The organism is Hymenobacter sp. 15J16-1T3B, assembly GCF_020711235.1.
Classification (GTDB): domain Bacteria; phylum Bacteroidota; class Bacteroidia; order Cytophagales; family Hymenobacteraceae; genus Solirubrum.
On the sequence record NZ_JAJFAV010000013.1, the window covers coordinates 1 to 14,308 of the forward strand.

At 65.1% G+C, this 14,308-nt stretch carries 10 protein-coding genes and 1 tRNA gene; 5 read left to right on the plus strand and 6 right to left on the minus strand.

Annotated features, from left to right (window positions below; genetic code table 11):
- The 5 genes from LJ737_RS19450 to LJ737_RS19470 form a co-directional block, all read right to left on the minus strand.
- Positions 1-188 (minus strand): hypothetical protein (locus LJ737_RS19450; protein WP_227768419.1); only part of this gene is annotated, 188 nt, incomplete at its 3' end.
- Entirely contained in the window at positions 185-577 is a 393-nt protein-coding gene (locus tag LJ737_RS19455; RefSeq protein WP_227768420.1) for a hypothetical protein, read from the minus strand. The genes LJ737_RS19450 and LJ737_RS19455, both read right to left, overlap by 4 nt.
- Positions 571-900: a helix-turn-helix domain-containing protein gene (locus tag LJ737_RS19460; RefSeq protein WP_227768421.1), complete on the minus strand. Its 330-nt coding sequence runs from the start codon at positions 898-900 to the stop codon at positions 571-573. The genes LJ737_RS19455 and LJ737_RS19460 overlap by 7 nt, the downstream gene beginning before the upstream one ends.
- Before the next feature lie 86 nt (positions 901-986).
- Positions 987-1,439, minus strand: coding sequence for a hypothetical protein (locus LJ737_RS19465; RefSeq protein ID WP_227768422.1), 453 nt, complete (start codon positions 1,437-1,439; stop codon positions 987-989).
- Between the two features lie 533 nt (positions 1,440-1,972).
- Positions 1,973-2,045 (minus strand) — tRNA-Lys (locus LJ737_RS19470).
- A 120-nt stretch (positions 2,046-2,165) separates the two neighbouring features.
- Here LJ737_RS19470 and LJ737_RS19475 point away from each other — a divergent pair.
- The gene (locus LJ737_RS19475) at positions 2,166-2,837 is read left to right on the plus strand and encodes a hypothetical protein (protein ID WP_227768423.1); all 672 of its coding nucleotides are present in this window, start codon (positions 2,166-2,168) and stop codon (positions 2,835-2,837) included.
- Positions 2,838-2,844: 7 nt separating this feature from the next.
- On the opposite strand, the gene LJ737_RS19480 is transcribed toward LJ737_RS19475, so the two are convergent.
- A complete protein-coding gene (locus tag LJ737_RS19480) occupies positions 2,845-3,654 on the minus strand; it encodes an SDR family oxidoreductase (RefSeq protein WP_227768424.1) in 810 nt (269 codons plus the stop codon).
- A 210-nt stretch (positions 3,655-3,864) separates the two neighbouring features.
- Between LJ737_RS19480 and LJ737_RS19485 the strand changes: the two genes are divergently transcribed.
- From LJ737_RS19485 to rlmD, 4 genes are all read left to right on the plus strand, one after another.
- Positions 3,865-6,093 (plus strand): GEVED domain-containing protein, encoded by a 2,229-nt coding sequence (locus LJ737_RS19485; protein WP_227768425.1) that lies wholly within the window; start codon positions 3,865-3,867, stop codon positions 6,091-6,093.
- Positions 6,094-6,164: 71 nt separating this feature from the next.
- Entirely contained in the window at positions 6,165-11,855 is a 5,691-nt protein-coding gene (locus LJ737_RS19490) for a T9SS type B sorting domain-containing protein (RefSeq protein ID WP_227768426.1), read from the plus strand.
- Positions 11,856-11,994: 139 nt separating this feature from the next.
- Positions 11,995-12,717, plus strand: a complete 723-nt coding sequence (locus LJ737_RS19495; RefSeq protein WP_227768427.1) for a hypothetical protein — start codon at positions 11,995-11,997, stop codon at positions 12,715-12,717.
- Between the two features lie 167 nt (positions 12,718-12,884).
- The gene (gene rlmD, locus LJ737_RS19500; protein ID WP_410779960.1) at positions 12,885-14,300 is read left to right on the plus strand and encodes a 23S rRNA (uracil(1939)-C(5))-methyltransferase RlmD; all 1,416 of its coding nucleotides are present in this window, start codon (positions 12,885-12,887) and stop codon (positions 14,298-14,300) included.
- Positions 14,301-14,308 lie beyond the last annotated feature (8 nt).

A 14,308-nucleotide genomic window follows, 5' to 3' on the forward strand; every position in this document is an offset into this window, starting at 1 on the left:
AGTTGGTAGTCGTCGAGCAGGCGGTAGGGAGCGGCGCTGCCCGCCGGGCGCCACTCCACCACTTCTTTCACCACGTTATAGCGCATTTGGTAGCGCGTTAAAAGGTAGTCCTCCACGGCCCGCAGCTTCTGATCCACCTCACCTTGGTCGTGTTCCGAAACGCCGGCCTGTTTTGACGTCGTCTTCATAGGCCAGCCTGCGTGGTGAGTTGGGCCAGCGTTTCCGGGCGGCAAATCTGAGCGGGAATACGATGGCATTGGCCTTGGGGAGCGGGCCCACCGATGCGTACCACAACTTCGGTAAGAGTGGGATCTTGCTCCAGCAGACGGATCAATTCCTGCTCGATTTCGTGCCACATCTCCGGCCACAGCAATAGGGCTTCAATTGCCGAGGCTGGCATTTGCCCGCGCAACGAATGCACGAGGCAGTGAATTTCCTTCAAATCCTGGCCAAACTCCTGTTGCCTGGAGCGGGCCAGTTCCGACATCGTAGACTTCGGGCGTCCGGCCGTCCAGCCGGCCACCTTCAGGTGCAGTACCAGGCTTTTTTCTTCAATGGTGGTAATGGTGGTTAGCACGGCTGGCGCCCCTCCTTCGGCTTGGAAGCCTCCAGGTACGCGACCAACTCGCTGCGGCGGTAGAGCACGCGCTTGTCGGAGGAGTGGTACGCCGTGATGCGGCCCTCGCGGCGCAGCTTGTTGAGCGTGGGTTTGGAGAGGTGCACAAACGCCAGCGCCTGCCGGGTCGTCAGATATTCCGAACCGCCTTGCGTGGCGCTCAGGTGCACGGCGGCGAGCAAAGGCTGGAGCTTCTCGTCCAGCAGCATGCTCAGCAGCTCGTGCAGTTGGGGAAGCGACAGCATGACCAGTGCCACTTCGTGTAGGGTGTTGGGTAACTTCATTTGCCTTGTCTGTAAGGTTCAGGCAAATGTTTAGGCGGTGGGAAAGACGCAAGAGGGACGCCTTTCCCACAAAATGTCAGACTTACCTATTTCTTACGGACTTCACGTAGGTCGAACGCGTCGACGTCGATGCCAGGCATAATGCGGCGAATGTAGAGGAGGGCTTGATCGAAATTTTCCTGGGTATAGATGTATTCTTTCCCCCGTTCCCGCGCCTTCTCTGTCAAATTGGAGTTGAGGTAACGTCGGATCAGTCCCCTGTTGCCCTTGAGGGCCTTCACGATATAGTCTGCTTGCTGGTCAACATCGTTTCGGTTGGGCAGCTCAATGAGCCCGTACACGAACAACGTTTTATAAGCCAACACCTTCTGATTGATAAAAATATGCTTGGCCGGACCTTCCTGCTTAGCGGCGGCAATTCGCTCCGCTCGCATCTCTTTGCACAAGGCCTCGAACAAAGTCAGAGTGCCTTGCAACACAAATCGGGTGGTCTCCTGAAGTCCCGGCTCCAACACACGTTGCGTAGTTTGTTGAAGCAAGATTTCTCAGAAATACCCCTGCAACTCCGTCTGTGCTCGGGAACTGGTCAACTGCCGCAAGTGAAACGTGAGCAGTTCCATGTTGTACGCCTCGCTGGGTTGTACCCAGGCGCCAGCGCCGCCGACGTCTATTCCGCCCGTCCGTAAGCGATTGAGCAAAAAGCTTCGAAGGTTCGCTGGGAGGCTGGTTCGCAGCGCCCGGCCAAGTCTACTTCGTAGACGCAAGGAAAAGCCAACGGCTGCTTCAGTTTGCCTTCATCCGCGAGCTTTGTCGGCAAGGTGAAGTCCTCGCCTGCGGCAGTTGCTGCATCAAACGCTTGGACGACGCACGGAGCATACACATACTGCTTGACGTCCTGCTCTACGGTTAAGTGGAAGAACTTTACAGCCCCCTTCGACATACTCATTACAACAGCTTACCGCAATTTACGGGGCGGCTGAATACGACAGGCACAAACACAGTCTACCGCGGTCCCACTTGCGGCCCCAGTAAATAAAAAACCCTGTTTGCAAGTTGCAGACAGGGTTTTCAGTGATTCCGCTGGGATTCGAACCCAGGACCCATACATTAAAAGTGTATTGCTCTACCAGCTGAGCTACAGAATCGTTTTCTTTGCATCCGGCGACCTACTGTCGTCGATTGTGGCACAAAAGTAGTTGGCTACGCATCGAATGCCAAACTTTCCGGCAAAAAAAATTACCGTTTGCAGCCTGCTGCTCGTGTTTTTGACGCAAACAGCTCTCGTTCAGGCTGCTCCCCCTCATTCGCTCGTAGCCGATTCGCTGTTTGAGGCTGGCAAGCCCATGGAGGCCTACCAGCATTACCGCGCCCTGCTCCACCAACGCGTGGTCAGCCGCCAGCAATTGCTGCGCATGGCGGCCGTGCAGGAAAGCCGCGACCAATACCCCGCGGCACTGTACTACCTCAACCTGTACCAGGAATTCTACCCGAGCCCGGTGGTGTGGCGCAAAACCGCGGAGCTGGCGGCCTCCCACCGCCTCACCGGCTACCCCGACAACTGGCGGCAACAGTTAGCGTTGTCGCTGCGGCGCTACTACCCTACTGTGCTGCAGGGCTTGCTGGCCATCGGGGTGGCCGTGGGCACGCTGCTGCTGGTGCGTCGCCGCGGGTTGGCGCGGGGCTGGTGGCTGACGTACGGTTTCTACCTGCTCTTCGTGGCAGCGTTTCTCAACATCTTCACCACCAGCACCGTCGGGTTGGTGTGCCGGCCCCGCGCGGCGCTGATGAGCGCCCCCAGCGCCGGGGCGGCCTGGCTGACTACCGCCGCCGCCGGTGACCGGCTGCTGGTGCGCGGCCAGCAGGACATCTGGTACAAAGTGCTCTGGCGCGGGCGCACGGCCTACATCCGCCAGCACGACCTGCTGCTGGTGCAGTAACGCGCGCCTAGCGCACCGGCGAGTCTTTCTCCTTGCGAAACTCGTTGAGCACGAGCCGGTCCATAATGCCGGCGGGCAGCCACTTGTTCAGGAATACCGTCAGCTTGCCTTTGCCGGTGAGCACCAGCGTAGGGCTGCGTTGCTGCACGGCGCGCAGGATGTGGTCGGCCACTTCCGCGCTGCTCATCATGCTGGCCTCGTCGCGCGGCGACTCGCCCTGCTGCGAGCCGTCGGCGGCCAAGGCGGTGTTGCGGATGTTGGAAGCGGTGAAGCCGGGGCAAGCTGTGAGTACGTGCACGCCCTGGGGCGCGAGTTCCGTGCGCAACGACTCCAGGAAGCCGTTCATGGCAAACTTGGAAGCCGAGTAGCCCGTGCGGCCCGGCAGGCCGCGGTAGCCGGCGATGCTGGAAATGCCTACCACGCTGCCGCGGCGGCTGAGCAAATGCGGCAGGGCAAACTTGGTGGTGTAGACGGTACCGAAGAAGTTGGTTTGCATCAGCCGGCGGATGACGTCGAGCGAGGCGTCGGCGAAAACAGCGCGCATGGAAATGCCGGCGTTGTTGATCAGCACGTCGAGGCCGCCGAAGGCCTGCACGGTCTCGGCCACGGCGCGCTGGCAGTCGGCTTCCTCGCCCACGTCGGCGCGGATGGCCAGGGCCTGAATGCCCTGGGCGGTGAGCTCGGCGTGGGTTTGGGCGAGGCGCTGGGCGTCGCGGCCGGTGAAGGCGACGCGGGCGCCGGCCCGGCCGAATGCCACGGCGCAGGCCTGCCCGATGCCGGAGGTACCGCCCGTAATCAGAACTACTTTGTTGTGCATCTGCAAAAGCGAATTCGGACCGCGGCGGCAAGCCGCAGCCAGCGGACAAAACTACGGGCTTTTCGGGCAGGCACGGGGCACGGCGGGCATTAGTCGACAAATCCGGCGAAACCGTCGATTACGGGCCCCAAAAGTTGGATTAAGGGGCGTTAAGCTTTGTATTTAGTCGCTACATTTAAGGCGGTGAATTCCCTTCTCGCCGTTGACTTTATGACGCAGCATTTACGGTCCTGGCGCCTAGCGCCCTTATTTCTTGTGTTGGCCGGCTGGTTTTCGGCCCTCTCGGCGGCGGCCCAGTGCCCGGCCACGACCAGCAGCTGCACGCCCGGGTCGGCACCGGCCTCGTCGTACCCCTTCGCCATGGGTATTTTCAACGTGACGCTGGGCACCATCAACAGCACCACGGCCGGCGTGGCCGACGGCTACCGCGACTACTCCTGCACGGTGGGCACCTCGCTCACCATCGGGCAAAACTACACCCTGCAGGTGCGCACCAACGCCTCGGCCGACGAGAACGTGCGCGTGTGGATTGACCTGAACAACGACGGGCAATTCAACAACACTGCCCAGACCAGCGGCGGCGAGTTGGTGTTCAGCTCGTCGGGCCGCGGCACGCAGTCGGGCACGGTGCGCATCGGGGCGGGCGCTACTACGGGCGTGGCCCTGCGCATGCGCGTGGCCGCCGACTACGTGAACGTGGCCGTGCCCACGCCCTGCTCGACGCCGCAGTACTCGCAGACCGAGGACTACCGCGTGACCCTGCAGGCGGCCACGGCCGCGCCGGTGGCCGCCTTCGTGGCCGACCAGACGCTGACCTGCTCGGGCTGCGTGCAGTTTACCGACCAGAGCACGAACGGGCCGACCAGCTGGCTCTGGGACTTCGGCGACAACACCACCAGCACCCAGCAAAACCCGCGCAAGTGCTACACCACGGCCGGCACCTACACCGTGACCCTGACGGCTACCAATACCTCGGGCTCGAACACGAGCACCCGCACCGGCTACGTCACCTACAACAGCCAGGTGCCGGTGGCCGCTGCCTGCACCCCCACCACCCTCAACTACTGCTGCAACTACGGCATCACGGCCGTGAACCTGGGCACGCTCACCAACACCTCGACCGGGGGCTCGGCCGGCTACCAGGATTTCACCTGCACCGGCCGGGTGTCGCTGACGGAGGCCACCCGCTACCCGCTTACCATCATCACCAGCAGCAACCGCCAGGACACCCGCGTGTGGCTCGACCTGAACAACGACGGGCAGTTCGCGAGCAGCGAGCAGCTGCTGCAGTCGCTGGACCAGGCCTCGCCGGTGACGGGCTTCGTGACTATTCCGAACACGGCGGTGAAAAACGTGCCGCTGCGCCTGCGCATCGTGTCGGACTTCGTCGGGTCGAGCTTCACGGCCTGCGCCGGCGTGCAGCAGGGCCAGGCTGAGGATTACACCGTGACGGTGCTGGCCAACACCCAGCCGCCGACGGCCGACTTCACCTCCAACTACGCCACGACCTGCACCAACCCGGTGCAGTTTACCGACCAGAGCTCCAATGCTACCAGCTGGGCGTGGACGTTCGGGGACGGCGGCACCTCAACCCAGCAAAATCCCACGCACACCTACGCCACCTCGGGCGTGTACGACGTGAGCCTGACGGCGACCAACTCCTTCGGCAGCCAGACCATGACCAAGCGCGCGTACATTGCCGTGTCGGTGCCGTGCCTAACTTACTGCGCCTCCACCGGCACGAATCTTAACTCCTGGATTACGACGGTGCAAATCAGCGGCGGTTCGCTCGCCACGCCCTTCGTCAACACCTCGGCGGCGGACCCCAACGGCTACGGCAACTACACCACACGCGTGGCGGAGTTGCGCCTGGGCACGAGCTACACGATGAGCGTGGCCGCGGCCAACAACTTTCAGCGCACCACCACGGTGTGGATTGACTACAACCGCAACGGCTCGTTTACCGACGCCGGGGAGCAGGTGCTGAACATCGCGGGCACGACCACCATGACCAGCGCCTTCACGCTGCCCACCGCCGCGGCCGCCGCGGGCTTCACCCGCATGCGCGTGCTGATGCGCCTGAATGGCAACGCCCCGCAGCCCTGCGTGCAAAACCAGGTAAACGCCGAAACGGAAGACTACTCGGTGAATATTTCGCCGGCGCTGGCCACGGCCGCCCCCCGCGACCTGCCGGGCCTGGAAGTGTACCCCAACCCCACCCCCGACGGCCAGCTGCAGCTGCGCCTGGCCGCGGCCGGGGCCGGCCTCTACGAAGCCACCGTGGAAAATTTGCTTGGCGCCGTGGTGCTGCGCCAGCCGGTGCGCCTGGGCGCCGCCGAAACGGTTCTGAGCCTGGCGGCGCTGCCGCAGGGCGTGTACGTACTGCGCCTGCACAGCGCCGGCGGCCAGCAGGCCACGCGCCGCATCGTGCGCAATTAAGTAGCTGCATCCGGTTATCCGGCCGAAACGAGGGTTTCGGCCGGCTTTTCTTGTTTTCCTCTCCCCACTATATGATCAAACTTTTCCTCCGCTACGGGTTGCTCCTGTTGCTGCTGGCCGGCCTGGCCGCCCCGCAGGCACGAGCCTCCCACCTGCTCGGCGGCGAAATGACGTACAGCTACCTGGGCGCGCTGGGCTCCGGCTCGACCCCGTTTCGCTACCGCGTGACGGTGCTGATTTACGTGAATGCCGCCACCGGGGGCTCGACGCCCTCCAGCGTACCCGACGGCCGCCCGACGATTACTGTCAATTTCTACAACAAGTCGCAGAACGGGGCGCTGATTCGCACGCTGACCATGAACCGGTTGAGCAACCCGCTCATTGTGCCACCGGGCTGCACCTCGGCGGGCACGCCGGTGCCGGTGCGCCTGTGCCGCTACGAAGCCACGGTGGACTTGCCCGTGTCGTTCGATGGCTACTACGCTACCTACACCGACGGCACCCGCAACCGGGGCATTACCAACCTGGCCAACCCGTCGGATTCGCAGCAGCAGACCATTTACATGGAAATGGCCCCGCCGCTGCTGCCCAACACCTCCCCTACCTTCTCCGACACGGCCGTGGTGGTTATCTGCCAGGGCGACACCAGCCTGTTTTTGAACAACGCCGTGGACCCCGACGGGGACCGGCTCGTGTACTCGCTGGTGACGCCCTACGACCGGTTGGCCAACGTCAACCAGTTCACGCCGCCCCCCATTGCGGTGCAGTACGCCCCGGGCTACGGTCCGACCACGCCGTTTGGTACGGCCGCGGGCAACTTTGCCACCCTCAACGCCAGCACCGGTCTGGCGACTTACGCCGTCACCCAGCTGGGCAATTTCGTGGTGTCGGTGGAAGTCAAGGAATTCCGCACCATCAACGGGCAGCAGGTGCAGGTGGGCTCCACCAGGCGCGAGGTGCAGCTGGTGGTCCGAACGTGCCCGCCGAACAACTCACCGCAATTTACGCCCAACACCGTGGCCCAACACCTTTTCACGGTGGAAGAAGGCCAGACCCTGAACTTCACCGTGGGCACCACCGACGCCGACGGCAACACCATCACCCTGAGAGCCAACAGCGTCCTGCTTGACGGCGCCGGCGGCTACAATACTACGTTTGGCGGGCAGGCGGGCATGGTGCTTCCCGGCGCGCTGACCGGCAGCGCCACCGTGGTGGGCAGCGGCGGCAGCGCCAGCGCCTCGTTCCGCTTTACGCCCCGCTGCGGCGACGCCCGCGCCAACCCCTACGACGTGGCCATTACGGCTACGGACCAAGTCAACTGCAATTCCAAAACCATTGCCGACGTCTTCCAGATTCAGGTAACGCGCACGCCGGCGCCCACGGCCCTCAACGGGGACAGCGTGATTTGCGACGCGACCCAGGTGCGGACCTACACCGCTACCGGCCCCGCGCCGGCCGGGGGCTACACCTGGCGCGTGCAGGGCGGCGCCATCCAAGGCTCGGCCTCGGGTTCCGCCATTCAGGTGCGCTGGAACGGCACGGGCCAAGGCCGCGTGACGGTGCGCAACCTCTCCGCCTTCGGCTGCCAGAGCGACTCGGTGAGCCGCACCATCAACATCCGCCCGGCCAGCAACCTCGCCGTGACGGCCTCGCAGCCGAGTATTTGCGTGGGGCAGTCGGTGACCTTGACGGCGACCAACGGCACCACTTACACCTGGACCGGCGGCACGGGCACGCTGCCCAGCGGCGCCACCATTACCGTGTCGCCCACCCAGACGACGACGTACACCGTGACGTCGGGCGACGGGGTGTGCACCGCTTCGCGCACCGTCACCGTAACGGTGAACCCGCTGCCGCAAGCCAACGTGGGCGCCAGCCCCACCCCCAGCCTGTGCTCGGGCGAGTCGATTTCGCTGGGCGCGGCGGCCGTAACGGGCCTGACCTACCAGTGGAGCCCGGCCACCGGCCTGAGCAGCGCCACCGTGGCCAACCCCACCGTGACGCTGACCAACTCGACCGGCGCCCCCGTCACGCAGACCTACACGCTGACGGTGACGTCGACCAGCACCGGCTGCAGCAGCACGGCCACGGTAACCGTAACGGTGAAACCCGGCGCCACGGCCAGTGCAGGCCCCAACCGTACCTTCTGCTCCGGCGAGTCGGCGCAGCTGGGCGCGGCGGCCGTGACGGGCTTGACTTACCAGTGGAGCCCGGCCACCGGCCTGAGCAGCGCCTCGGTGGCCAACCCGACGGTGACGCTGACCAACACCACCGGCGCCCCCGTCACGCAGGTGTATACCGTGACGGCCAGCACCAGCCTCGGCTGCCAGGCCACCAGCCAGGTGACGGTGACGGTCAATCCGGCCATTGTAGCCCAGCCCGGCGCCAACGTAGCCATCTGCTCGGGTGCTTCGGCGCAGCTGGGCGCGGCGGCCGTGACGGGCTTGACTTACCAGTGGAGCCCGGCTACGGGCCTGAGCAGCGCCACCGCGGCTAACCCCACCGTGACGCTGACCAACACCACCGGCGCCCCCGTCACGCAGACCTACACGCTGACGACCACCTCCAGCAGCACGACCTGCTTCGGCACGGCTACGGTGACCGTAACGGTAAACCCGCGGCCGCAGGTAGCCCAGAACACGGCGCTTACGGTGTGCTCGGGCCAAACTGCCACGCTGACCGGGGCCACGGCCGCTCCCGGTGTTACCTACGCTTGGACTTCGGCTACGCTCGGCGACCTGGACAACCCGGCTTCCGCCAGCCCCACGGCCACGGTAACCAACCCGACCAATGCCCCCATCGTGCGCACCTACACCCTGACGGCCACCAACCCCGCGGCCGTGGGCGGCTGCACCAACACGACGGTATTCACGCTGACCGTTAATCCGGCCGTTGTCGTCAATGCCGGCGGCAACGTGACGGTGTGCTCGGGCGACACGCCCCCGCAACTCGGGGCCGCGCCGCTGGCGGGCTACACGTATCAGTGGAGCCCGGCTACCGGCCTGAGCAGCGCCTCGGTGGCCAACCCCACCTTCACCCAGACCTTGCCCACGGGTGCCGGGCAACAGGTAGTTACCTACACGCTAACGGCCACCACGCCCCAAGGCTGCTCGGCCACCGCGCAGGTTACGGTGACGCTGAACCCGGCAGCCGACGCCCAGGCGGGCAGCGATAAAACCATTTGCACGGGCACGACCACGCAGATTGGCGCCGCGCCCGCGACGGGCTACACGTATCAGTGGAGCCCGGCCACCGGCCTGAGCAGCGCCACCGTGGCCAACCCGACGGTGTCGCTGACCAACGCCAGCACTACGGCCCTGCTCACCCAGCGCTATATCCTGACCGTACGCAACAGCTTCCAATGCGAAGACCGAGACACGGTGGTGGTGACGGTGAACCCGACGGTGCTGGTAACGCCCGGCCCGGCCACCCGCTCCGCGTGCTCCGGCGAAACGATTACGCTGGGCGCCGCGCCGCTGGCGGGCTACAGCTACCAGTGGAGCCCGGCTACCGGCTTGAGCAGCGCCTCAGTGGCCAACCCCACCTTTACCCAAACGCTGCCGGCCGGCTCGGCCCCGCAAGCCCTTACGTACACGCTGACGGCAACTTCGCCGCAGAACTGCTCGGCTACCGGCCAAGTCGTCATCACGCTGAACCCGGCAGTGAATGTGGATGCCGGCCCGGCTACCATGGCCATCTGCGCCGGCAAGTCGCTGCGCCTGGGCACGCCGACGGTGGCGGGCTACCAGTACCAGTGGACCCCGGCAACCAACCTGAGCAGCGCCGCGGTGGCGCAACCCCTGTTTAGCACGCCGCTCAACAGCGCCGCCCAAACGCTGCGCTACGTGCTGCGGGCCACCACGCCGCAGGGCTGCTCGCTCACCGACACCATCGTGGTGACGGTGAACCCGCGCCCGGCCAACGACAGCATTCAGGGCTCGGCCTCGGTGTGCCCCACGGTACAAGGCGTGGCCTACAGCATCCGCAACCCGCGTAACTCGGCCTATCAATGGATTGTCACCGGCGGTACCATTGCCAGCGGGCAGGGCACGCCGAACATTACCGTGAACTGGGGCACGGCCAGCAGCACCGCCCGCGTGCGGGCTTACCAGCTCAACGCGGCGGGCTGCTCGTCCGACACGGTGAGCTTCCCGGTGCGCATCAACCAAGTGCTGCTGACCCAGAAGCCGGCCGGCCCGCTGCGCGTGTGCCAGGCCGACGGGCCCTACACCTACGCCACCCAGCTGACCGCCGGCTCGGTGTACGGCTGGCAGATCATCGGGGGCACGCAGGTTAGCACCAGCGGCGCCTCGGTGGTGGTGAACTGGACGCGCGCCGGCATCGGCAAGATTGTGGTGACGGAATCGAGCAACCCGGCCGGCGGCCGCTGCCTCGGCACCTCCGACACGCTGTTTGTGACGGTGCTGCCCTCGCCGGCGCTGCCGCAGCTGACCGGGCCGGCGCGCATCTGCACCGGCACGGCGGCTACCTTCTCGGTACCGTCTATCACCAACCCGCTCTACGAGTGGAAACTAAACGGAGTGGTGGTACCGGGCGCTGTCAACAGCATCATCACGCTGCCGACAACGCTGGCCCCCGGCACGTATACCCTTTCGGTCACGACCAGCACCAGCGCCGGCTGCAGCAGCCCCACCGCCACGCGCACCTTCACCGTCGACCCGCTGCCTGTAGCGCCGGCCGTAACCGGGCCGCGCTCGGTGTGCCCCGAAGGCCTGAACGGCGTGACCTACAGCATTGGCAACGCCAGCAGCACCAGCACCTACCAGTGGACGGTGGTGGGCGGCACGGTGACCAGCGGCCAGGGCACCGGCACCGTGCAGGTGAACTTCGCCGCCACGGCTACCACCCGCAGCGTGGTGGTGACGGAAACCTCGCAGTTTGGCTGCGCCGGCCCGGCCACTACCCTCATCCTGCCGCTCGACAACGCCACGGTGGCGCTGAGCGCAGCCTCGGTGGACCAGGCGTCGGACCGCAAAATCACGCTGGCGCTGACCGTGGCCGACCGCGCCAACAACGCCGGGCAGGTGCGCATTCTGCGCCGCAACGCGGGCAGCACCGCCGCCTTTGCGCAGGTGGGCAGCGCGGCCAACTCAGCCACGAGCTTTGACGACACCAGCGTTGATGCTGACGCCACGGCCTACGAGTACCGCCTGGAGCTGCTCAACAGCTGCGGCACGGTGCTGAACAGCTCGAACCACACCACGATGCGCCTAGAGGTAACGGGCACGCAAACCGGCTCGGGCCGCGCCGAGGACGCCGTTAGCCTGCGCTGGAATGCCTACCAGGGCTTCGCGGTGCAGCGCTACGAAGTGTACCGCCAGGCCGACGGCGGCGCCGCGACGCTGGTGCAAACGGTCACGCCGACCTCGGCCGCTGACTACACCGTCAGCTTTGCCACCAGCGCGGCCGGCTTCGACCAGCACTACCGCGTGAAAGCCGTGGGCGCCGCGCAGGCGTCGTTCTCGAACGAAGCGGGCCGGGCCTTCGCCAACGACCTGGAGTTCTACAACGTGATGACGCCCAACAACGACGGGCTGAACGACCAGCTCACCATCAAGAACGTGGCGCTGTACCCGGGCAACACCTTGGCCATTTACAACCGCTGGGGCAAGCAGGTGTACCAGACGCGCAATTACTTGAACACTTGGACCGGCGACGCCCAGCCCGCCGGCACCTACTACTTCCTCTTCACCGACGGCAGTGGCAAGGTGACCAAGGGGTGGTTTGAAATCCTGCGGTAACAGCCGCGGAGGATCAGGTCACAACGGCCGCCCGGAACATCTCCGGGCGGCCGTTGTGCTATACGCCCGGGCCGGCGGTGGGCGTTGGTATGGAATCCGGCCCGTCCCGGCATCTATCCGACACAAACCCTTTCGTGTTATGCCGACGCTCGTTTCCTTATCCCCGCTACTGGCCCTGCTTGGGCTGAGTTTATCCGTCTTGACACCGTCGACTCAACCGGCTGCCCCTGCGCCGCAGCCGGCCCAGGGCCCGGGCCACCCCACGGCGGCCGGGACTCCGCCGCCCGGCGCGCTCAACCTCACGTACATGCGCCGCGCTTCGTACACGGTGGCTTCGTCGTCGCGCCTGCGCCAATTCGCCAACCTCGGCGGCTGGGCTGATTCCGGCAACCGGCCCCGCCTAGTGGGCGCGGCCGAGGCTGGCCCCCGTACGTTGCGGGTAACGGTGGACGCGGCGGCCAGCACCAGCGGCGGCCCGGCCAGCCACCGCCTGCGCATCATCAACGGCTCGACCGATACGGTGCTGTTCGGGGCGCAGGACAGCCAATTGTCACTGAACCTGCAGGCCCTGGACCGCCAAGGCCAGTGGCAGGACATCGAGTACGTGCCCCGCAGCTGGTGCGGCAACAGCTACCACACCGTGTTCCTGGCGCCCGACCAGTACTGGCAGCTGACGGCCCCGGTCTACACGGGCGAGTTTGCCACCAAGCTGCGGGCCAAACTCCTGCGCCAGGATCCGCAAAACCCAGGTAACACGCTGGCCGTGTACAGCAACGAGTTCGAGGGCCGCGTGAACCCGGGGCAGTTTGGCCGCAAGGAAGGCCACGCGCCGCAGGACATCATGGACCCGTACAACGAGTAAGGCCCGTTGGCTCCGCCGCCCGCGTCCCGCTTTTGCAATGGGCGCGGGCGGCGTTTTTCGGCTTACCAGGAGTCCACATGCCTTATCCTCCCCCGCGCCGACCACGAAATCCGACGACGGCGAAAAATCTGCACGCATCCGCGGGTTATCTTTGCCCCGTGAATCAGTTGATGCCCAATCCGAAGAAAATCCCGGCGGAGGACCTCCGCAACGTGGAAATCCAAGACATGGTGGCCGAAGGCAAGTGCCTGGTGCGCCACAACAACCTGGTCATTTTCGTCTCGGGCGTGGCGCCCGGCGACGTGGTGGACCTGCGCGTGACCAAATCCAAGAAGACCTACCTCGAAGCCGAGCCCGTCTTTTTCCATAAGTACAGCGAGCTGCGCGTGCAGCCCTTCTGCCAGCACTTCGGCGTGTGCGGGGGCTGCAAGTGGCAGCACCTGGCCTACGAAACCCAGCTCATGTACAAGCAGCAGCAGGTCAACGACACGCTGCAGCGCATCGGCAAGGTGGAGCTGCCCGAAATCCAGCCCATCATGGGCTCGAAGGAGACGACCTACTACCGCAACAAGCTGGAGTACACCTTCAGCTACCAGGGCTGGCTGACCTCGGAGCAGATCAAGGACGAAACCAAGCAGTACGACCGCCGCGTGCTCGGCTACCACCTGCCCGGCCGTTTCGACAAGATTATCGACATCGAGCACTGCTGGCTGCAGCCCGATCCGTCGAACCAGATCCGCCTGGCCTTCCGCGACTACGCCCGCGAAAACCAGCTGCGCTTCGGCAACCTGATGAAGCACACCGGGCTGCTGCGCACGCTCACCATTCGCACCGCCAAGAGCACCGGCGAAGTGATGGTAGTGGCCCAGTTCTACCGCCAGCACCAGATGATTCCAGTGATTCTGGACTACCTGCTGGAGCAGTTCCCCGAGGTGGCGTCGATGAACTACGTGCTCAACGACAAGGGCAACGACTCGCTCGAAGGCCTGGAAGTGGTGTGCTACCACGGCCTGCCCTACATCCACGAGGAGATGGAAGGCCTGCGCTTCCGCGTGGGGCCGAAGTCCTTCTACCAGACCAACTCCGAGCAGGCCTACGAGCTGTACAAAGTAGCCCGCGAGTTTGCCGGCCTCACCGGCCAGGAGCTGGTGTACGACCTCTACACCGGCGCCGGCACCATTGCCAACTTCGTGGCCAAGCAGGCCCGCGAGGTTATCGGCGTGGAGTACGTGGAGCAGGCCATCGAGGACGCCAAGCTGAACTCCGAGCTCAACGGCGTGCTGAACACCAAATTTTACGCCGGCGACATGAAGGACGTGCTCACCAAGGACTTCACCGATGAGCACGGCCGCCCCGACGTCATCATCACCGACCCGCCCCGCGCCGGCATGCACGTCGACGTGGTCAACCGCCTAATCGAGCTGCGTGCCCCCCGCGTGGTGTACGTGAGCTGCAACCCCGCCACCCAGGCCCGCGACCTGGAGCTGCTGGCCGACACCTACCGCGTGACGCGCGTGCAGCCGGTGGACATGTTCCCGCACACCCACCACGTGGAGAACGTGGTGCTGCTGGAGCTGAAGTAACGTCCTGT